This is a genomic window from Methyloceanibacter sp. (genome assembly GCF_051306395.1).
Lineage (GTDB): Bacteria > Pseudomonadota > Alphaproteobacteria > Rhizobiales > Methyloligellaceae > Methyloceanibacter.
The window spans coordinates 1-20,061 of the sequence record NZ_JBPPND010000019.1 but is presented as its reverse complement, the minus strand read 5'-3'; the positions used below and the strand labels follow the sequence as shown (position 1 = coordinate 20,061).

Here is a 20,061-nt window from a genome sequence, read left to right as displayed (position 1 = left end):
TGTCTTAGCCTTTACGCGCGGCGCCGCCTCGCCCGTTCCAACTCGACCACCACGTCGGGGATGGTGACGCGGAAGGTGGCGCCGCCGTCATTGCTGAGGAGCTCGATCTCGCCGCCGTGGGCCTGGATCAGCTCCGCCGCGATGGCGAGCCCCAGACCCGAGCCCCCTTTGCGCGCGACGCTCTGAAACGCCTGGAACAGCCGCGCCCGCGCCTTCTCCGGCACGCCTGGTCCGGTATCGGCCACGTCGATAATCGCGACGGCGCCCTCGCGGCGCGCAACCACCATGATCGCGCCCGGACGGCCCGGCTCGCTCTCGAGCGCCTGCACGGCGTTGCGGCAAAGATTGCTCAAGATCCGATAAAGCTGGTCGCGGTCGGCGTCGACTTCGAGCCGCTCCTCCAGATCGAGCTGCCAATCGACCGATCCGTCGCGCGGCAGGCCGAGAGCGTCGCCCACCTCCTTGATAAGCGGCGCAAGCTCGAAGCGCATGCGCCGGGGCGCTGCCTCCTGGGCCTGACCGAAATCGAGAGTCTGAACGCAGAGCCGGATGGCGCGATCGAGCGAGGCGATAAGCTTCGGCACAAGACGCTGCACGGTCGGGTCCTTCACCTCGGCCAGGCGGTCCGACAGAAGCTGCGCGCTTGACAACATGTTGCGCAGGTCATGGCTGATTTTGCTCACCGCGAGGCCGAGCGCCGCGAGCCGCGTCTTTTGCGACAACGTCTGCGACAGTTCGTTCTGCATGGCCGAAAGTTCGCGCTCGGCGGTGCCGATCTCGTCGCGGCGCGACGACGGCGCGATGATCCGCGCCGGATCCTCCGGCTGCTCGGCGAAGCGCACCATGTTGCGCGTGAGTCTGGTGATGGGCTTCACCAGAAGCCAGTCGAGCGCGAGAAAGACCAGCGCCGCGGTGATGATCGAAATGAGGATCGACAGACCCAGAATGTCGAGCCCGTAGCGCAGCATGGCTGCTTTCAGCGGCCCCTCCTCCATGACGACGTCGATGGTCTCGCCGGCGTTGAAGCCCGGCTCGCCGACCACGCGAATGACGCGATCGTCGGGCGCGACATAGACCATGAGCGCGTCGGCTATGAGGGTCATCCAGGAGGCGTTGCGCAGATCGTAGGACCCATCGACATCCGCCGGCATATCCATCTCGATGATGAGCACGCGCGCATCCTGCCGCTTGACCGAGATGGCCTTGACCCTGGCGCTATCGAGCAGCTCGTCGCGGAGCCTGGCGGGCAGCCGGCCCCCGGGGGCGGCCTCGGCCGCGAGCGAGGCAATCTGGGCCGCTTGCAACCGTTCCATCAGCCATTGGCGGCGAAAATTGGAGACCGACGGCACAAAGACAAGCACCTCCGCCACCATGACGAACACGATGGTGAGCAGCAGGAGCTTAGTCGAAAGACCCGCCACGGCGCGAGAGATCCGTCTCGGTTCCCGTTCCTCGCCTGAAGTCTGATCGTTCACGACAGCGCTCTTTGCCCAGTTCTCAAGCGTGGACGCCGGTACGCGTCCCGGCGCGTTCCGTCATAATACCCGAAAATTGGGCCGATTTCCGCAAATGCCGCTTCTAGCCCAGCTTGCGCAGCAGGCCGATAATGGTGCGCAACCAGCCCTTGGACAGGGTGGGCTGGTAGTAGGCGAAAGCCACTCGCTTGGAGAGCTCCGAAAGGGTCGGATAGGGCAGCACCAGCGAGATGAGGTCGCCGATGCGAATGTCCTTGGCCATGGCGACGATCCAAAGCTGAAGCAGCTCGCCGGCTTCCGCGCCCACGATGGTGACGCCGAGGATCGTGCCGTCTTTCTTGGTGATAACCTTGATGAAGCCTTCCGTTTTCCGCTCGCACTGCGCGCGGTCGTTGTCCGCATACGGCCAGCGGAAAATGCGGATGCGCCGGTGCTTCTTATGAGCTTCCTGCTCGGTGAGGCCAATCTGAGCGAGCTCAGGGTCCGTATACATGACCCGCGGAATGTTCACGGCGCTGACGTCCGGCTTCAGACGGAACAGCGCGTTCTTGATGACGATGCTGGCGTGATAGTTGGCCAGATGCGTAAACTGCTGACCGCCGATCGCATCGCCGATTGCGTAGACGCGACGGTTTGAGGTTTTGAGCTGCTCGTTGACCTTGATGCCGTGGTCGGTGTGGGCGATGCCGGCGCGGTCAAGACTGAGCGGTTTCAAAATGGGCTTGCGTCCGGTGGCAACCAGAATATGCGAGCCCTTGATGATGACGCTCTCGCCGTCTTTGTGAAAATGCACGGCGACGCCCTGCACCGAGGGCTCCACGCGTTCTATCCGCGTGTTGGGATACATTACCACCTCTGTATCCTCGAGCCGCTTGAGCAGCACCTTGGCCGCTTCGGGATCTTCCTTGGCGAGGAAGTCCGCGGTGTCGAAGATGGTGACGTGTGAGCCAAGCATGCGATGGGCCTGGCCTAGCTCTAGTCCGATAGGGCCGCCGCCCAGCACGATCAGATGCTGAATACGCTCGCCGATGTCGAAGATGGTCTCGTTGGTGAGGTAGGACACCTCATCGAGGCCGGGGATGGGTGGGATCGTGGGGGACGAGCCCGTGGCGATCACGAAGCGGCGCGCACGCACAAGCACGCGGCCGGCCTCCACGGTGAATTTGTCGAGGAAGTTGGCTTGCGCCTGGATCACGCGGACGCCGAGCCCGGTGAACCGCTCCACGGAATCGTTGGGCGCGATGCTGGCGATGACGCGGTGCACGTGATCGTGGATGCCGCGGTGATCGATCTGAGCTTCGAGCACGTCGATGCCGAAGGTGGAGGCGGTGCGGACCGCGTCGGCGCGCTTGCCCGCGGCGAGCAGCGCCTTGGACGGGACGCAGCCATAGTTGAGGCAGTCGCCGCCCATAAGGCCTTTCTCGATGAGCACGACAGGCACGCCGAATTGGGCCGCCGCCGCCGCCACCGAAAGGCCGCCTGAGCCCGCGCCGATAACGCAGAGGTCGGGCTTCAGCACCTCTTCCATGATCGTCTAGTCCCCCGTTTAGCCAATCAGGCCGGCCGCCGCCTGAACCATTTTACCGCCACCGGAATAAGCGACGCGAGCCCAAGCGCCACCAAGCCGGCAATCAATTCTGGCGTCAGCAACGCGCCGGGATCGAGCCCATACGGGCACAACTCTTGACCGCCCTCTCCCGCCTTGGCAAGGCAGGATTGATGGGCCGCTTGCTGAGCCTCGACGACGCTGTCGAGCCCGTTGCCCGCCAGCGAAAAGGCGAAGGTTCCCGGGATGATGCCGAGAGCGGTGGTCAGGACGTAGGTCCCGAACGCCACGCCCAGAAGGCCCGGCGCGAGGTTGACCAGCCAGAACGGAAACACCGGCACGAGCCGCAGAAAGAGAAGGTAGCTGAAGGCGTCCTCGCGGAAGCCGTCGGCAAACCGCTTCAGCCGGGGACCGGCCCTGGCCACGACGAAATCGCGCAGCGTGGTCTTGGCGACGAGATACACGACCGTCGCGCCGACCGTGGCGGCGATGACCGAGGCGATGCCGCCTGCCAGCCAGCCGAACAGAAATCCGCCGGCAATCGTCAAAACGGCGCCTCCGGGCAGCGATAGCGACACGGTGACGGCGTAGATGGCAACGAAGGCCGCCAGCGCGAGCAGGTAATGGCCCGCGATGAGATCGCGTAGGCTCTCCCGATTATTGGCCAGGTGCTCAAGCGTGAGGTAGCGGTGCCAGCCCATGGCGATGACGAGCCCGCCGACCCCCAGAAGCAGCAGAAGCGGCCACAGCCGTTTGAGCCAGTTGCCGGCCCCGCGGGCCATGTGCTGCACCGTGTCCATGCTGAAGGGTACTCCCTGGCTGCCAATAGCCAAGAGATAGGCAGGCCCGATCAGACCTGGGAACGGCTTGTCGCGCCCTTGTGATGCGCCGTCAGTGGACGTGATGCGAAACGGCCCTATCAGCGCAAATTGGCGGTCTGGCATATTTACGGACTGGCTTCCGGCGCGTGCGTGCGCGCCGTGCATTGGGAGGGAACTGGAGATTGATTAACCGACTTTGGGGCGCTGCCACAACAGCGGGAAAGGGGTTTGACGTGACTTCGCGGCCAAGAGACCCATTTTTGTGCAATTGCCGGCGCTCCGAGGCGTAAAAGACCGGGGAATGCGCCGGATTGATTGACTTGCGCTCCTCGCCAACCTATAAGCCGCCCCGAACCTTTTCGCCTCCAGGGCCCGCTTTCGCTTTCTGAGAGCGCGGACGGATGGCAGGAGAAAGTCCTTGAAACGCACCTATCAACCATCGCGGCTCGTCTGCAAGCGGCGGCATGGTTTCCGGGCCCGTATGGCCACCAAGGCCGGGCGCAAGGTGATCTCGCGGCGTAGAGCCAAGGGGTGCAAGCGCCTGTCTGCTTAGGCGCGCGAACCCCGCCTCCCCGGTGACGGCCATCGGACGTCTCAAGACCCGGCCTGAGTTCCTCTATGTGAAGGGCGGTACGCGCTTCGCCACGCCCTCGCTCGTGCTTCAAGCCAGGCGCCGCCTGCCGAGCGGGCTTCCCGCTGCCCATCTCGCCCGGTTCGGCTTCACCGCGACCAAAAGCCTCGGTGGCGCTGTCATACGCAATAGGGCGCGTAGGCGACTCAAGGAGGCGGTGCGGCTCGCAGCCCCCGCCCTGGCCTTGGAAGGCTATGATTATGTGTTGATCGCGCGGGGAGGCGCGGTACAACGGCCCTTCATCGAGCTAATCAAGGATCTTGAACGCGCGCTGGCCCACGTGCACGAGCCGTCTTCGGCAAAAAGGCGCCGCAAGCCCCCATCCGATTAGCTACTTCCCTTCGCGCTTCGCGGAAGAAAGCGGCCACCGAGCCTGAGAGCGACATGGACGAGAACAACCGCAACTTTATCCTGGCGATCGTGCTGTCCATGGTCGTGCTGTTCGCCTGGCAGTTCTTCTTCGTACCGGAGACCCCGCCCGAGCAGCAGCAAGCGCAAGAGCAGAGCGAGCAGGGACCGCCCACGCCCGGCAGTGAGACGTTGCAACCGGGCGCCGCGCCGCAGCCCGGGGCAAGCAGCACGCCGCAGCCGGAAGGCTCGCCGACCGGGCAGACCCGCGAGGAGGCGCTCTCCGCCTCGCCGCGCATCCAGATCGAGACCCCGAGCGTCAGAGGGTCCATTTCGCTGAAAGGCGCAAGGCTCGACGACCTGATCCTCAAGGATTACCGGGTCACGGTCGACCCCGACAGCGAGCAGGTCATTCTGTTGTCGCCCGCGGGCGCCCCCCACGCCTATTACGCGGAGCGGGGCTTTGTCGGGTCAGGCGGCAGCGACCTCACCCTTCCCACCGGCGACACAGTGTGGACGGCGGAGGGCCAAGGCACGCTGACCCCGAATTCGCCGGTCACGCTCACGTACGACAATGGCCAGGGTCTCAAATTCACGCGCACGATCTCCGTCGACGACAAGTACATGTTCACCGTCGACGACAAGGTGACCAATACAGGCACGTCCGCCGTCACACTCTATCCGTATGGTCTCGTCTCGCGCCACGAGCTGCCCGAGGTGCAGGGATTCTACATTCTGCACGAAGGCCTGATAGGCGTGGTCGACGATGGGCTCGAGGAGATCAGCTACTCGAGTGCCTTGGAAGACGCGCCCGCCACGTTCAAGAGTGAGAGCGGCTGGCTCGGCATCACCGACAAATATTGGGCGACGGTGGTCGTTCCCGAGCAAGGCAAGACCTTCGAGGCGAAGTTCGCCGGCACCGAGACCGGCGATCGTCAGCGCTTTCAGACCGACTATTTGATGGGGCCGCTGTCGGTGGCGCCTGGCGACACGGCGCAAGTGTCCGGGCAAGTGTTCGCCGGGGCCAAGGAAGTGAATGTCGTCGACGGCTATGCGGCGGCCTACGAGATTCCCAAATTCGACCTGCTGATCGACTGGGGCTGGTTCTACTTTTTGACCAAGCCGATGTTCTACGCGCTCGACTATTTCTTTAGGCTGGTCGGCAATTTCGGCGTCTCGATCCTCATCGTCACGGTGCTGATCAAGCTCGTGTTCTTCCCGCTTGCCAACAAGTCCTACGTGTCGATGAGCCGGATGAAAAAGCTCGCGCCCGAGATGCAAAAGATCAAGGAGCGCTATTCCGACGACCGCATGCGCCAGCAGCAGGCGATGATGGATCTCTACAAGACGGAGAAGGTGAACCCGGCCGCGGGCTGTTTGCCGATCCTGGTGCAGATCCCGGTGTTCTTCGCGCTCTACAAGGTGCTGTTCGTCACCATCGAAATGCGGCACGCGCCGTTCTTCGGTTGGATTCAGGACTTGTCGGCGCCGGACCCGACCTCGATTTTCAACCTGTTCGGCCTCATCCCCTGGGACCCGCCGGCTTTCCTGATGATCGGCGCTTGGCCGCTCATCATGGGCGTCACCATGTGGTTCCAGATGAAGCTGAACCCGGCGCCGCCGGACCCGATTCAACAAAAAATCTTCACCTGGATGCCGGTGATCTTCACCTATCTGCTGGCCTCCTTCCCGGCCGGCCTCGTGATCTACTGGGCGTGGAACAACACCCTTTCGATCCTCCAGCAGTCCTTGATCATGTGGCGCCAGGGCGTGGATATTCCGCTCCTGGAAAATCTCGGTATCAGGCCGCCGAAGGAGCCCGCGGACGCGCCAGAAGAGGTGAAGTCCGCGAAGGAGGAGGCGGAACAGAAGCGAAGCGCCAAGGCTTCGCGCCGGGCGAGCCGTGCCGCCAAGCAAAAGGCCGCCGAGAAGGAGGCCGGCAAGCCGCCGGAAGGCGAGGCGGACCAGGACCGCCCGGCTTAGCGCTCACCGTTCTTGTCTTTGCCCGCGAACGCGGGCAAGCCATGACCATGGAAACCTCCGAGTTCGGCCCAGAGGAGATCGCCCGCGGCGAGACGCTGTTCAAGTCCGGTTGCGAGTTCGTCAAAGGCGTCGTCAGCCTCGACGGGCTTCCCGATGACGGTCGGCCCGAGATCGCCTTCGCCGGACGCTCGAATGTCGGCAAATCCAGCCTGATCAACGCGCTCACCAGCCGCAAGACGCTGGCGCGCGTCTCGGTGACGCCGGGGCGCACGCGTGAGCTCAACTTCTTCACCCTTGGCGATCTCTACCTCGTGGACATGCCGGGCTACGGCTACGCGAAAGCGCCCAAATCGGCTGTCAAAGGCTGGACCCAGCTGATCGAGGACTATCTAAAGGGCCGGCGGGAGCTGAAGCGCGTGTTCCTGCTGATCGATGCCCGTCACGGCGTGAAGCCCAACGACCGGGACACCATGAAGCTCATGGACGAGACCGCGGTGTCCTATCAGGCGGTGCTGACCAAGGCCGACAAGCCGAAGCAGAGCGAGCTGGACGCGGTGATCGCCAAGACCGCGCAAGAGCTTGCCAAGCATCCGGCGGCCTACCCGCACATCCTCGTCACCTCCGCCCGCACTGGCATGGGCAGCCCTGAGCTGCGCGCCTCGGTCGCCGCGCTTTCCCCAAACGGCGTTGTGCCTTTAGGCCAAGCGCCGCTATAAGGCGCAAATGGCCAAGACCAAGACAGCCCCAGCAAAGTCCAAGACTCCGGCGCCCCCGAAGGACACGGCGCCGCTCGCGGACGTGCTCGAATCCGTGCACGCCAAGGCCAAGGTGCTGTCAGAGGCCCTGCCGTTCATGCAGCGCTACGACCGCGAGACGGTGGTGGTCAAATATGGCGGCCACGCCATGGGCGATCCGGAACTGGCCCGCGACTTCGCCCGCGACATCGTGCTCCTGAAGCAAGCTGGCGTGAACCCGGTCGTGGTGCATGGGGGCGGCCCGCAGATCGGCAAGCTTTTGGAGCGGCTGAACATCAAATCCGAGTTCAAGGGCGGCTTGCGGGTCACCGACCGCGAGACCGTCGACGTGGTCGAAATGGTGCTGGCCGGCTCCGTCAACAAGGAAATCGTGTCGGCGATCAACGACCAGGGCGGCAAGGCGGTCGGCATTTGCGGCAAGGACGCCAATTTGATGCGGGCCAAGCGGCTCGAACGGCGCGTGCGCGACCCCGATTCCAATATCGAGAAGGTGATGGATCTCGGCTTCGTCGGCGAGCCGGCGCTGGTCGAGCCGCATATCGTGGACGTCATCATCCGTTCCGACCTGATCCCGGTGGTGGCGCCGATTGGCGTGGGGCCCGAGGGCGAGACGCTGAACATCAATGCCGACACGTTCGCAGCAGCCCTTGCCGTCGCCATGAAAGCGAAACGGCTGCTTCTGCTCACGGATGTGGACGGCGTGCTCGACAAAGAAGGCCAGTTGATCCGCTCCATGACCACGGCGGAGGCGCAAAGCCTGATCGAGGATGGCACCATCACCGCCGGCATGATCCCGAAGATCGAGAGCTGCGTGGACGTGATCGCCGAAGGGGTGGAAGCGGTGGTGATCATCAACGGCATGGTGCCCCACGCGGTGCTGCTGGAGCTGTTCACCGAGCATGGCGCGGGCACGCTGATCGAGCGGCGGCGCCCGAAGCGCACGAGGGCGCCGCGATGACGGAGACTCTATCCGCGCGCGGGTTTAGGCACATCGACACCTGGGTGTTCGATCTCGACAACACGCTCTATCCGGCGGACTGCGATCTGTTCTCGCAGATCGACAAGCGCATGGGTGCGTTCATCGCTGATGCCTTCGATCTTTCGCTCGACGAGGCCCATGCCATGCGGCAGCGCTATTACGCCGAGCACGGCACCACGCTTGCCGGGCTCGTGCGGCTCCACGGGGTCTCGCCCCACGCATTTCTCGACTATGTGCACGACATCGACCTCGCGGTCGTGGCGCCCGCGCCGGAGCTCGGCGCGGCGATCGACGCGCTGCCCGGGCGGAAGTTCGTGTTCACCAACGGCTCGCGCGGGCACGCCGAAGCGGTCGCCGCCAAGCTCGGCGTGCTCGACCGCTTCGAGGATATTTTCGACATCCACGCGCTCGAATACATCAATCCAAAGCCGGCGCGCGAAGCCTTCGACCGTTTCATCGCCGCGCACGGCATCGCCGCGCCGCAAGCCGCCATGTTCGACGATCTGCCGCATAATCTGCAAACGGCGCACGCCGTCGGCATGACCACGGTCTGGATCGACTGCCGCGCCACCGGCCGTCCGGAGCATTTGAGCAACGAAGACTGGACGGCCCTGCCGGACCATATCCACCATCGCACCGAGGCGCTCGCGCCTTTCCTCACCGCCATCGGAGCCGCACTTGCGGAGGAAAACGAGCCCTCCGGGCCCGCCGTCCGCCCAGCGCAGTTCTGCCTGACCTGACGGGAGTCCCATGTCCTACGACCACCTCAAGAGCTTCATCGACGGCGCCTTCGAGCACGCCTCGGAAATCAAGCCGGTCACCAAAGGCGTCGTCCGCGACGGCGTCGAAGAAGTCTTGAACCTGCTCGACAAGGGCGAATTGCGTGTGGCCGAGAAGATCGACGGCGAGTGGGTCGTGCACCAATGGGTAAAAAAGGCGATCCTGCTGTCGTTTCGCCTCAACGACCCGCACAAGATGGACGGCGGCCCGGACGGCTCGTCCTGGTGGGACAAGGTTCCGGTCAAATTCGAGAAGTGGAAGGCCAAGGACTTTAAGGAGGCGGGCTTCCGCGCCGTGCCGGGCTGCGTGGTGCGCCGCTCGGCCTATATCGCGCCGGGCGTGGTGCTGATGCCGTCCTTCGTCAATCTCGGCGCGCGGGTGGATAGCGGCACCATGATCGACACTTGGGCCACGGTCGGCTCCTGCGCCCAGATCGGCAAAAACGTGCACCTGTCCGGCGGCGCCGGAATCGGCGGCGTGCTTGAACCGCTCCAGGCGAACCCGGTCATCATCGAGGACAATTGCTTCATCGGCGCCCGTGCCGAGGTTGCCGAAGGCGTGATCGTCGGCGAAGGTGCGGTGCTGTCCATGGGCGTCTATATCGGCCAGTCCACCAAGATCATCGATCGGGCCACGGGCTTCGTGCATCAGGGCCGCGTTCCGCCCTTCTCCGTGGTGGTTTCCGGCTCCATGCCCGGCAAGTCCCTGCCGGATGGCTCGCCCGGACCGTCGCTCTACTGCGCGGTGATCGTGAAGACCGTGGACGAGCAGACGCGGTCCAAGACCTCTATTAACGAGCTTCTCCGAGACTAAGAGGTCATCGCCCTGATCTTTCTGTGGATTGTGGTCGAGCTCGGCTTCCTCAAGGGAACTCAGGGGCCGAATGCCTATGGCCTGGCTCCTTCGGGAGATCCTCAGGCCAACGCCGAGCTCGGCTAGCTCACGGACTTGAGATCATGTCCCTCTTCGCAAACCCATCATTCGGCCTTACAACCGGAGACCTTGAGTCTCGAGGCCTGCCCGGGGGGGGAACAATGGATTTGCAATATATTCTCACGTCGTTCGACGGCCGCATCAACCGGGCCAAATGGTGGGCCGGGGCGGTCATTCTGGCGGTCGTCAGCCTGGTCATTAGTTTGATCATCGAAGTGATTTTCGGCACGGGCTTTTTCGGGGGCTTTTTGCTGACGCTGCTGGCGCTCGCCCTGTTCTACCCGACTTACGCATTGTGCGCGAAACGCTTCCAGGACCGGGACAAGCCCGGAAAGACCGCGCTTTACGGTCTGGTGCCCTTACTGCTAGCGAATCTGCTGGTGACTTGGGGCCTCACGGGTACGCCGCAGGAGCCGAACGCCATCGGCTGGCTCTGCACCCTCGTCAATCTCGGCGTCGGCCTGTGGTTCCTCATCGACCTCGGCATTCTCAAGGGCACGCCGGGGCAAAATCACTTTGGCGGCGACCCGCTGGCGGCTATTAGCTAGACACGGTGGCGCTCGGCCACACTAGAACCCAGGACCGATCCATGTCCACGCCCGGCGAGAAGGCGATCGCGCTCGCGCAAGGCTTGATCCGCTGCCCCAGCGTCACCCCGAAGGACGCCGGCGCGCTCGATGTTTTGATCGAGCCGCTGAAGAAGGCGCGCTTTGTCTGCGACCGGCTGACCTTCGCCGAGGAGGGCACGCCCACCATCGACAATCTCGTGGCGCGGATGGGCGACGGGCCGCCGCATCTGTGCTTCGCCGGACATACCGACGTGGTGCCGCCAGGGGACGATCAGCTTTGGAGCCACCCGCCGTTTGCCGCGGAGATCGCCGATGGCGTGCTGTACGGCCGCGGCGCCTCCGACATGAAGGGCGCGATCGCCTGTTTCGCGGCCGCGGCGATGGACTACGCCAAGGCCAAGAACCGCGAGATTGAGGGCACGGTCAGCCTGCTCATCACCGGCGACGAGGAAGGCCCCTCCATCAACGGCACCAAGAAGGTGCTGAAATGGATGGAGCAGAATGGGCTGAAGCCCGATCACTGCATCGTGGGCGAACCCTCGAACTCCACCGAACTCGGGGAGGTCATCAAGATCGGGCGGCGCGGCAGCTTGAACGGGCGGCTTAAAGTCTCGGGCCAGCAGGGTCACGTCGCCTATCCGCATCTCGCCGCCAATCCGGTGAAAGGCATCATCGAGATTCTGGCCAAGCTCTACGACACGCCGCTCGATTACGGCAGCGCGCATTTCTCGCCATCGAACCTCGAAGTGACCAGCATCGACGTGGACAACCCGGCCACTAACGTGATCCCGGCGAGCGCCGAGGCGAAGTTCAATATCCGCTTCAACGACCGGCAACGGCCGGACGGCTTGCATACCCTACTGCAAGAGGAGATCACCCAGGCGCTGGCCGGCTCCGAGCTCACGTTCACGCTCGACTTCGATCCGCCGGGCGACGTGTTCATCACCGAGCCGGGGGAACTCGATGCGCTCCTCAGCGAAGCGGTGAACGAGATCACGGGCAAGACGCCGACGCTTTCGACCGACGGCGGCACCTCGGATGCCCGGTTTATCAAGGACTATTGCCCGGTGGTCGAGTTCGGGCTGACCACCGAGACGATCCACAAGGCGAACGAGAACGCCAAGGTCGCCGATCTCGAGCAACTCACCGCCATCTACCGCCGCTTCATCGAACGCTATTTCGAGGCCTTCGCGGGGACCCCCGATGGCCGGTGACAGCCGGCCGATCGGGGTCTTCGACTCCGGCATGGGCGGTTTGACGGTGTTGCGGGCACTCGCCGCGAGGCTGCCGCAGGAGCGCTTCGTCTATCTCGGCGACACCGCGCGCCTCCCCTATGGCACCAAGAGCGCCGAGACCGTGCAAGCTTACGCGCTGCAAGCCACGCGACTTCTGCTCGGCGAAGGCGTGAAGATGGTGGTGATCGCCTGCAACACGGCCTCGGCGGTCGCGCTCTATGTCCTGCAAGAGTCCTGGGACCCGGTGCCGGTGATCGGGGTGATCGAGCCGGGTGCGCGCGCCGGAGTCGCGGCGACGAAGAACAAGCGCATCGGCGTGCTCGCCACCGAAGGCACGGTCAAAGGCGGCGCCTATGCGCGGGCCATCAAAGAGCTCATGGCGGACGCCGAGGTGATCCAGCAGCCTTGCCAGGTGTTCGTGGCGCTCGCCGAAGAAGGCTGGGCGGACACGCCGGCGACCCTTGCGACCGCCGCGCATTATCTCGAGCCGCTGTTCGAAGGCGCGGACGCGCCCGACACCCTGGTGCTGGGCTGCACGCATTTCCCCGTCTTGGCCGACGCCATCCGCAGGACCATCGGCTGCGGTGTCGCGCTGGTGGACTCGGCGGAGACCACGGCCGCCGCCGTCTCCGAGGCGCTTGCGGAGGGCGGACTTGCGGCCGGCGGGGCGGGCGACGGGCCGAGACTCCGGTTCTTCGCCACGGATTCGCCCGAGCGCTTCGCGCGCGTCGGCGCGATCTTCCTGGGGGCGGCGATCGACGAGGGGGACGTGGAACTGGTTGACTTGTTGAAGTCCTAGCGTTCGTCCTGCCCGCGGACCGCATGGGTTACTGGATTGCCCGGTCAAGCCGGGCAATGACACAAGCGGCTAGCCCTTCGGCGGCGGCTCGGAGTCCGGCAGGGCGGCGGAATCGTCCGTGGGATCGGACTCTTTGAGATCGACCCGCGCGGGGCTGTCCGCCGCCGTGGAGACCTCTTTCAACAGGCCCGTGAACCAGCGCCGGCCGAGCACCAGGTAGACCAGCACGAAGTAGAGGCCCGCGCCGAGGATCACAAGCAGGGCCAACGCGGTCTCGTCGCGGAAATGCGCAAGACCGGACAGCGCCTGCTGGAGCCCATAGGCCCCGGCGAACAGCGCCCCGGCGAACACCACACCAATGGCGAGGAGCTTGGCGACGGGTCTGCCGATGGCCGTGCCCGACACTGCGAAGCCCTGACGGCGGGCAAAGTAGGCGAGCAGGCTCAAATTGATCCAAGCGCCGATGCTGGTGGCAAGCGCCAGGCCGACCTGCGCCAGCGGGCCCATGAGCACCACCTTCAAGGCGATGTTGACGGTGGCCGCCAGGAGCGCCGCCTTGACCGGCGTCCACGTATCGCGGCGCGCATAGAAGGGCGCGGTGAAACTCCTGAGCAGCACGAAGGGCAGCAGCCCCACCGAATAGGCGGCGAGCGTCGAGCCGGCGGCGAGCGCGTCGGCGGATGTGAAGGCGCCACGGGCGAACAGCGCGCGCATGATGAGGTCGGGAATGGCAAGGGCGGCCGCCGCGCAGGGGATTGTGAGCAACAGCGCGAGCTGGATGCCGCGGGCTTGCGCCGAGGCCGCGCCCGTCACATCGCCCGCCGCGAGGCGCCGCGACATCTCCGGCAGCAGCACGGTGCCCACGGCGATGCCGACGACGCCGATGGGAAGCTGGTTGATGCGGTCGGCATAGTAGAGCGCCGACAACGCACCGGTGGGCAAGAAGGTGGCGATCACCGTGTCGGCGAAGAGCGCAAGCTGCACGCCGCCGGCGCCGATGATGGCGGGGCCGAGCGCCTTCAAGAATTTCCGGGTCGGCTCGTCGAGCTTCGGCATGCGCAAGCGAATTCCGAAGCCATGGGCCTCGGCGTCGGCGCCCAGCAGCAGCGCCTGCGCCACGCCGGCGATGAGCACCCCCCAAGCCGCGGCGTGACCGGCATCGCTGAAATAGGGCGCCAGCAGCAGCGTGGCGATGACCGACAGGTTGAGCAGCACCGGCGCGGATGCCGCGGCCGCAAACCGGTTGTTGGCGTTGAGGATGCCGGCGAACAGCGTCTCGAGCGACACGAGCGCCAGATAAGGAAAAGTGATGCGGGTGAGCGCGACCGCCAGGTCGAAACGCTCCGGATCGCCGGCGAGGCCCGGCGCGAGCAAGCCGACGACTTCCGGCGTGAACAACAGCGCGATGGCGAGCAGCACCAGATTGATGGTGACCAGGGCGGCCGCGATCTGATCGGCGAACAGCTTGGCGGCGGGAAGGCCGGCCTCCTCCAGCGTGCGCGCATAGGCCGGCACGAAGGCGGCGGCGAAAGCGCCTTCGGCGAAGATCGCGCGGAAATGGTTGGGCAGGCGAAACGCCACGAAGAAGGCGTCGGCGATGGGCCCGGCGCCGAGAATAGCGGCCATGACCACGTCGCGGATGAAGCCCGTGAGGCGCGAGACGAGCGTGAGCCCGCCGACAGTGGCGATGCGCCTGATCATGCGTCCTCGTGGTCTTTCAACGGCGATCCCCGTTCGCGGCAGAGGCGTATCGGAATTTCAGGGGCCTGGCTATGCTTCCTCTGGCCACGTGCAGCCCTTTGGCGTGCCTCTTCCTATTCCTTTTCGTCATTGCCGGGCTCGTCTCTTCTCCCTCCCCCTTTCAGGGGGAGGGAGAGGTTCTCCTTTGCGCTACCGCTTCGCTAAGGCGTTTGCCAGGTCGCGTGACGAGAGGAAGCGGGTCGAGATGCGCTTTGCACACTTGAAGACCCACCACGGCTTCGAGCGGCTGAGGCTACGCGGCCTCTCCGGCGCACGCGACGAGTTCCACCTCGCGGCCATCGTCCAGAACCTCAAGACGATGGCCTTGCGGCTGGCGTGGCCCCCGCCAGGCCTCGCGGTCGCGTAAGCTGCGTGAGAGCCGCTGCCGGTGGCGTCCCGTAGCATCGGTAGACCCGCCACCACCCAACCGGGTGCTGATGAAAGGCAAAGAACCCCTCAGCCTCGCAGCAGCGAGGAGGACCAAGCCGGATCCGCCGCCGACTTTATCGACAGTATCTGCCAATAGCTGACTCCCCACGCCCTGGCTGTTGGCGAGTCACAACGAACAGCTACTTCAGGGCAGGCGCGTATTCCCCGGATTGCCAGGCGGCGAGAAAAATCCAGGCACGCGAAAGGGCCCAAGTGGGAACCAAAGTGCTTCCCCCTCCATTGATTAAGGGAGTCGGAGGCAGACGCCTGCGAACTCGAACCCTCTATCCCCCCAAGGAGGATCTAACATGAAAATCACCACCATCAGCGCATTGTCCGCCATCGCCTTGTTTGGCTTTGCAGGCACGGCCCTTGCCGAGGACGTCTCCGGCAAGATTCAAGGTATCGATCAACAAGCCAACTCCATCACGCTCGACGACGGCATGACCTATCAGCTCGGCGAGGGAGTTTCCCTGGACGCGTTTTCCGAGGGTCAGAATGTGACGCTGTCCCTTGAGGACGAGAACGGCCAGCGGGTGGCTCAGGATATCCAAGCCGACGCAGTGAGCGCCACCGAAGACTCGGAAATGGCTCCCCCAGCAGCGTCAGAGGCGCCCGAAGCACCGCAAGATTACTAGACCCGACTGAACCACAACACCTAGGCCCGTCCTCCGGACGGGCCTAGGAATTCGGTTAAGGTGACGGGCTCAGCGACTTGCGCTCTGGACAGTATCGTCCTCACTCTGCGGTGCAGGTTGGGCTAAGCCCTTGCCTCTCCTGACCGGAGGGCCAACGGGCCCCTCACCTGGCCTTTCCCTCTTGATCGTCGCAGGGATGGCACGCGGTCGACCCACTGGCCTGATTTCCGGCGGAATGGCCTTGAGCCGCTTCGTGGAGAGACTGTTGGGTTGGGCGAGCGAGGCCCCTGCCTCTGGAGTTGCTAAGATCAGAGCGCCGAGCCAAACAGCGCCAAGACCAGCAATGACGGTTAAAGGTCGTCGCACAGCGCATCTCCCACGGCTTCGAGTTCCTTGGGCTCTCTAAAACTCAAGCTGGATTTCCCTCAGACCAAGGCACACCGCCAAAATGAGGCGGAATGATGGTAGCTCCGTCTCCCCCGAATGAAGGGACCGAAGGCTATGCCTTCATTGGGCCGGTCGACGCGGCCATTGAAGTTGCCGGTTCTTGGCCGGTAAGACCACGTCGTCGCGAAGTCCATCAATGCAGGATGGACGCGCCAGCTGCCGCGCGGCAACCGGAACTAAGTTCGTGCCGGCGGGTTCTCCTTTTAGTGGCATTGGAGCGATTTAGTGGCATTGGAGCGATTCCCCCCGTCAGCCCCGATGCCCTGACTAATAGAGAAGCCCGGCCTAACCCGGGCTTCTCTTATTCACCCCAGGAGACCGACATGGACACGACGACACTTCTCATCATCCTCATTCTCGTCCTGATCATTTTTGGCGGCGGCTGGTATGGCCGCGGACGCTGGTTCTAACAGCGTTAGCCTTCAATCGTGGGTCACAGCGTGTCAGTCGACAGAGCGAGCATTGCCTTCGGCCCTGAAGCGTTGTCGAGTTTCACCCAGATCCTTGAAGAGGTAACGGTGGATCTGATTGACGACGGCCTTTCCGCTGAGTTGATGCGATCCGACGGAATGCGTACAAAATTAGCGCTCCGGCTTCTCAGCTTCGCTCATTCCGGGTGCACTCCCACTCAAATCAAAAAGCGCTTACTGAGGGTGTCACGCAACGAGATCTCCGCCTCCCGAAGGTTGCGCGATCGCGGTGCTGAAACCAAAGCCGATGGGAACTAATTGCCTGCGAGGCAGTTAGCTTGATGACCGGGTCCGACGACACCGTCCTCGATGATGTGTCTGTTAGAACGACACCCTCCTTGTAGAACGACACCCTCCTTGATGATGTTTCCCCTCTCTTGAGACCTGCTCTTGAGACCTGCCGGGCAGTCCTCACTGCGCGAATGTTCGCGCACGAGTCAGTCAACGAGCATAGGAGGACGTACAATGAAATTCGCAACCCTTACCGCCGTGGCGGTTCTCTTTAGTGCCAGTTATGCCTTTGCTGGAGCCGGTGCGCCGGTTCCTGAAGGTTCTCAGTCCGGTGACAGTTCGGGTCGCCCGAGCGCGGTCTTGGATGACGCCGCATGCCAGAGCCTGTGGACAGTGGCCTCCCCGGACGGTGACACGTTATCCGGCGACATGGCGCTGCCGTATATCGTGAATTTCCAGATGGTCGATACGGACGAGGACGGAAAGATCTCCGACGCCGAGTTCAAGACTGCTTGCGGCAAGGGCTGGGTGCAGAGCGCCGACGCCTCGACCACCAAGGAAATGAGCCCGCCTGCAAAACTCTAACCGCTAAGTGATGCCGCGTAGCGTAACGGCAAGTAGAAGAAGCGGCCTCAGGGTTTTTCCTGGGGCCGTTTGCCGTTTCCGCTCTGGGCGCAGGTTGACCCAAGAGTTGAGCTTCACCTGGCCAACCCTAATTAAGGACCGCTAGCTTGGTGCGTGATGACGGGAGATCAACTTCATTCGGCTCAAGCGCAGGTAGAGGCGGCTTCTCATGAATGTGGAATTGCGGCGGGAGAGCATGCCACGCATCAGGCGAAGCATAGGACATGTCTATGATGTCCGGCTCGTCGCGCTGCGAGCTTGCGCCCGACGGTACTGGTTGAATAAGGGCTGTACCCAGCAATCCAACTGAGAGCAGAAGTCGCTTCATGGCCGCCTCGATCTCGGTGGGCCACCCGTCTTAATCTTAACAAAGTACCGCTGTGTTCGTTCCAAGGGGCGTCGGGCTCAACCCTTGGTGGGGTCCGATCACTGAAGCATCGCGGCTTGGGGAGCGTAACCGTGGTGGATGAGCCATTCATGCGGCGCGCTGCCGGGCGCGGAAGCGGACCGGGGGCGTGCAGCTCAGCCGCCGATGCGCGCCGTGCCCGAGCGTCCGTCGCTACGCACCCAGCGGACGGACTTGCCGTTGAGGGTGAACTTGTAGCAGTAGGACTTCCCTTCCATCCAGCTCGACCAGCGCTGGCAGAGCCTATTAGCCTCAATCCACCAGCGGCCATAATCGGAGGAGCCATCGCCTCTGGAAAACTCCGCAGCCATCCTGCCCATCTTGCCGCTCATGCGTCCGCCGGCCGCGTAGCGGATGGGCAGCTCGAAGCCTGAAATCTTGAGATAGACAGTCTTGCCACTAATGGCAGTACACAACGCGTCGCCCGCAAGAGATGGGGGGTCCGCGCTCATTGCGGCAGTCGGCAGGCTGATCGCCGCGGCAAAAAGGATGGCTCTGACTGTCATTGGGTCGGGAGGACCTGTCGTTGAAAAGTTAGGGGCTGGCCGACGGTCACGGCCTACTCGAGGCCAATCGGGCCTGCTTAGAGTTAACGTCGTGGGGAACTCCCGGTTCCTCGAAAAGGCCTCGACCCCCCGCATGCGAAGCGGAAGTCGAGGATGCCGCGCCTGCTGGCGCGGCCCTCACGCGGCTCGGATCGCCACCGTCTCAAACGTAGCGCGAGTGATAGCCACTGTCGTTCCATCAGGGCCGGCCAAAGTTTCGACATCGGCGCCGAGTTGTTGCGCGATCGCCTTGATAATGCCCGTGCCAAGCCCAGTTTTTGCTTGAGCAAAAACGCCTTCTGGCTTGCCAACCCCATCGTCAGCGACCGAAAGCTTCCAATTCGTTCCGGCTACCTCATACGCGACGGTGATGTGGCCTTCGACCTTCTCGTTGGGGAATGCATGCTTCACAGCATTCATGACGAGCTCAGTCACCATTAAGCCGAGACTCTCGGCCTGACGGGACGTGGCATAGCCTTCTTGGGCAACGACTTTTAGCGAGATAGGTTGGCTCTCACCAATCATGGAAGTGGCAAGGGTCTCGCACAACTTCGAGAGATAAGGCCCAATTTCGATAGGTCCACCGGCCCCGGATGCATGGAGCTGTCGCTGCACAGTGGCAATTGACAAAACGCGCTGGTGAGCGTCTTGGAGATGATGACGCGTGTCTTCCGACGTCACTGTCCGCGCTTTCATGAGTATGATGCTGGCAATGATTTGCAGGCTATTGGCAACGCGGTGCTCCAATTCCTGGAGCAGCACCTCCTGCTGTTGCAGCAGCGCGTCCTTCTGTCGTAGCAAGTCGTCCTTTTCATCCTCCAGCTTTCGCCTATCGGTGACATCCTCAATGCCTAGCAGAATGGTCGTGTCGGCACCTCCCTCGTAAAACAATTGGCACGCATTGACGCGCATCGTGCGAAATCCGAGGTGGGGAAAGTTATGCTCCACGTCAAAGCCATCAATCACCCGGTGCTCCGGTATGACCTTTTCCAGCAGCATGCGAAGCTGCGGAACGTCCCATTGTCCATTGCCCAATGTGTAAAGGTGCTGGCCTTGAGTCTCTTCGGGGCGAACGTTGAAAGCCGAATAGAAGGAGCGGCTCGCGGCGATAACACGCAATGCTTTGTCGAGCACGAGCACCGGCTCGTGGACTGTGTCGACGATGCCTTGGGCGAGTGCGCAGGCATCGCTAATGTCGGTAAACTGTTGCCTGAAGTGGGTTGCCAGCATTTGAAATACTCCCGTGAACAGATCTGCGCTCTCCAGAAGCCGGCCATTTAAGGATGGACGAGCCAGACTGAACGCCTCCGACGGGTAGCGTGGAGCACTCAGCACAGGCGAGTCTGTATAAAACAGGACACGGTGCGCCCGATGCTGTGTTTAGGTTTTCCTTGGCCCGAATGGAGGGTGAGGAGGCCCCGTATGAACAATCAGCCGGCTTGTGACGGGCATGGATTGGTAGCGGCAGCTAGTGCGCCGAGGAAAAAATCTAATTCCGCTTTAGCTTGGTCAGTCGGCGGCCCAGCCGGTCACGCTGAAGGCGCGCGTTCACACGGTCCCCCCGCTGACTTGGATCACGCATCCTCCGGTTCTCGCCTCAGTCCGGGCGCGTCATGCAAAACCACATTTAACAGCGAATTGTGCACTTTTAGGTCGCCGTTGTACTCGATGAAACCG

Annotated in this window: 18 protein-coding genes and 1 pseudogene; 13 read left to right on the top strand and 6 right to left on the bottom strand. The window is 63.4% G+C overall.

The features are described 5' to 3' along the window. Nucleotides 1-11: 11 nt before the first annotated feature. From ACSLE4_RS01675 to ACSLE4_RS01665, 3 genes are all read right to left on the bottom strand, one after another. Nucleotides 12-1,475 carry an ATP-binding protein gene (locus ACSLE4_RS01675; RefSeq protein ID WP_435902755.1) on the bottom strand — a complete coding sequence of 488 codons (1,464 nt, stop codon included), beginning with the start codon at nt 1,473-1,475 and terminating at the stop codon, nt 12-14. Nucleotides 1,476-1,578: 103 nt separating this feature from the next. Further along, entirely contained in the window at nt 1,579-3,003 is a 1,425-nt protein-coding gene (locus ACSLE4_RS01670; RefSeq protein ID WP_435902754.1) for a dihydrolipoyl dehydrogenase family protein, read from the bottom strand. Between the two features lie 26 nt (nt 3,004-3,029). Continuing rightward, nucleotides 3,030-3,821: a TVP38/TMEM64 family protein gene (locus ACSLE4_RS01665; RefSeq protein WP_435902753.1), complete on the bottom strand. Its 792-nt coding sequence runs from the start codon at nt 3,819-3,821 to the stop codon at nt 3,030-3,032. 439 nt (nt 3,822-4,260) lie between these two features. Between ACSLE4_RS01665 and rpmH the strand changes: the two genes are divergently transcribed. From rpmH to murI, 10 genes are all read left to right on the top strand, one after another. Continuing rightward, the gene (gene rpmH, locus ACSLE4_RS01660) at nt 4,261-4,395 is read left to right on the top strand and encodes a 50S ribosomal protein L34 (protein ID WP_435902752.1); all 135 of its coding nucleotides are present in this window, start codon (nt 4,261-4,263) and stop codon (nt 4,393-4,395) included. A gap of 22 nt (nt 4,396-4,417) precedes the next feature. Next, nucleotides 4,418-4,804: a ribonuclease P protein component gene (gene rnpA, locus ACSLE4_RS01655; RefSeq protein ID WP_435902751.1), complete on the top strand. Its 387-nt coding sequence runs from the start codon at nt 4,418-4,420 to the stop codon at nt 4,802-4,804. Nucleotides 4,805-4,857: 53 nt separating this feature from the next. Beyond that, nucleotides 4,858-6,804 (top strand): membrane protein insertase YidC, encoded by a 1,947-nt coding sequence (gene yidC, locus ACSLE4_RS01650; RefSeq protein ID WP_435902750.1) that lies wholly within the window; start codon nt 4,858-4,860, stop codon nt 6,802-6,804. A gap of 41 nt (nt 6,805-6,845) precedes the next feature. After that, the gene (yihA, locus tag ACSLE4_RS01645; protein WP_435902749.1) at nt 6,846-7,520 is read left to right on the top strand and encodes a ribosome biogenesis GTP-binding protein YihA/YsxC; all 675 of its coding nucleotides are present in this window, start codon (nt 6,846-6,848) and stop codon (nt 7,518-7,520) included. A 7-nt stretch (nt 7,521-7,527) separates the two neighbouring features. Then, the gene (gene argB, locus ACSLE4_RS01640) at nt 7,528-8,517 is read left to right on the top strand and encodes an acetylglutamate kinase (protein ID WP_435902748.1); all 990 of its coding nucleotides are present in this window, start codon (nt 7,528-7,530) and stop codon (nt 8,515-8,517) included. After that, complete coding sequence (locus tag ACSLE4_RS01635; protein ID WP_435902747.1) at nt 8,514-9,278, top strand: pyrimidine 5'-nucleotidase; 765 nt, start codon at nt 8,514-8,516, stop codon at nt 9,276-9,278. The genes argB and ACSLE4_RS01635 overlap by 4 nt, the downstream gene beginning before the upstream one ends. Before the next feature lie 10 nt (nt 9,279-9,288). Beyond that, nucleotides 9,289-10,131, top strand: coding sequence for a 2,3,4,5-tetrahydropyridine-2,6-dicarboxylate N-succinyltransferase (gene dapD, locus ACSLE4_RS01630; RefSeq protein WP_435902746.1), 843 nt, complete (start codon nt 9,289-9,291; stop codon nt 10,129-10,131). Nucleotides 10,132-10,352: 221 nt separating this feature from the next. Further along, nucleotides 10,353-10,799, top strand: a complete 447-nt coding sequence (locus ACSLE4_RS01625; RefSeq protein ID WP_435902745.1) for a DUF805 domain-containing protein — start codon at nt 10,353-10,355, stop codon at nt 10,797-10,799. 41 nt (nt 10,800-10,840) lie between these two features. After that, entirely contained in the window at nt 10,841-12,034 is a 1,194-nt protein-coding gene (gene dapE / locus ACSLE4_RS01620; RefSeq protein ID WP_435902744.1) for a succinyl-diaminopimelate desuccinylase, read from the top strand. Beyond that, nucleotides 12,024-12,854, top strand: a complete 831-nt coding sequence (murI, locus tag ACSLE4_RS01615; protein ID WP_435902743.1) for a glutamate racemase — start codon at nt 12,024-12,026, stop codon at nt 12,852-12,854. Before dapE ends, murI begins: the two co-directional genes overlap by 11 nt. Nucleotides 12,855-12,923: 69 nt before the next feature. On the opposite strand, the gene murJ is transcribed toward murI, so the two are convergent. Next, a complete protein-coding gene (gene murJ / locus ACSLE4_RS01610) occupies nt 12,924-14,555 on the bottom strand; it encodes a murein biosynthesis integral membrane protein MurJ (protein WP_435902742.1) in 1,632 nt (543 codons plus the stop codon). 217 nt (nt 14,556-14,772) lie between these two features. On the opposite strand from murJ, the pseudogene ACSLE4_RS01605 reads away from it, so the two are divergent. From ACSLE4_RS01605 to ACSLE4_RS01595, 3 genes and pseudogenes are all read left to right on the top strand, one after another. After that, nucleotides 14,773-14,961: pseudogene (locus ACSLE4_RS01605) on the top strand (transposase); the annotation flags it as partial. A gap of 370 nt (nt 14,962-15,331) precedes the next feature. Beyond that, nucleotides 15,332-15,661 carry a DUF1344 domain-containing protein gene (locus ACSLE4_RS01600; RefSeq protein ID WP_435902741.1) on the top strand — a complete coding sequence of 110 codons (330 nt, stop codon included), beginning with the start codon at nt 15,332-15,334 and terminating at the stop codon, nt 15,659-15,661. Between the two features lie 1,382 nt (nt 15,662-17,043). Then, a complete protein-coding gene (locus tag ACSLE4_RS01595) occupies nt 17,044-17,394 on the top strand; it encodes an EF-hand domain-containing protein (RefSeq protein ID WP_435902740.1) in 351 nt (116 codons plus the stop codon). Nucleotides 17,395-17,955: 561 nt separating this feature from the next. Here ACSLE4_RS01595 and ACSLE4_RS01590 read toward each other — a convergent pair. Together ACSLE4_RS01590 and ACSLE4_RS01585 are read right to left on the bottom strand one after the other, a co-directional pair. After that, nucleotides 17,956-18,291, bottom strand: a complete 336-nt coding sequence (locus ACSLE4_RS01590) for a hypothetical protein (RefSeq protein WP_435902739.1) — start codon at nt 18,289-18,291, stop codon at nt 17,956-17,958. Nucleotides 18,292-18,522: 231 nt separating this feature from the next. Then, nucleotides 18,523-19,614 carry a histidine kinase dimerization/phosphoacceptor domain -containing protein gene (locus tag ACSLE4_RS01585; protein WP_435902738.1) on the bottom strand — a complete coding sequence of 364 codons (1,092 nt, stop codon included), beginning with the start codon at nt 19,612-19,614 and terminating at the stop codon, nt 18,523-18,525. Nucleotides 19,615-20,061 lie beyond the last annotated feature (447 nt).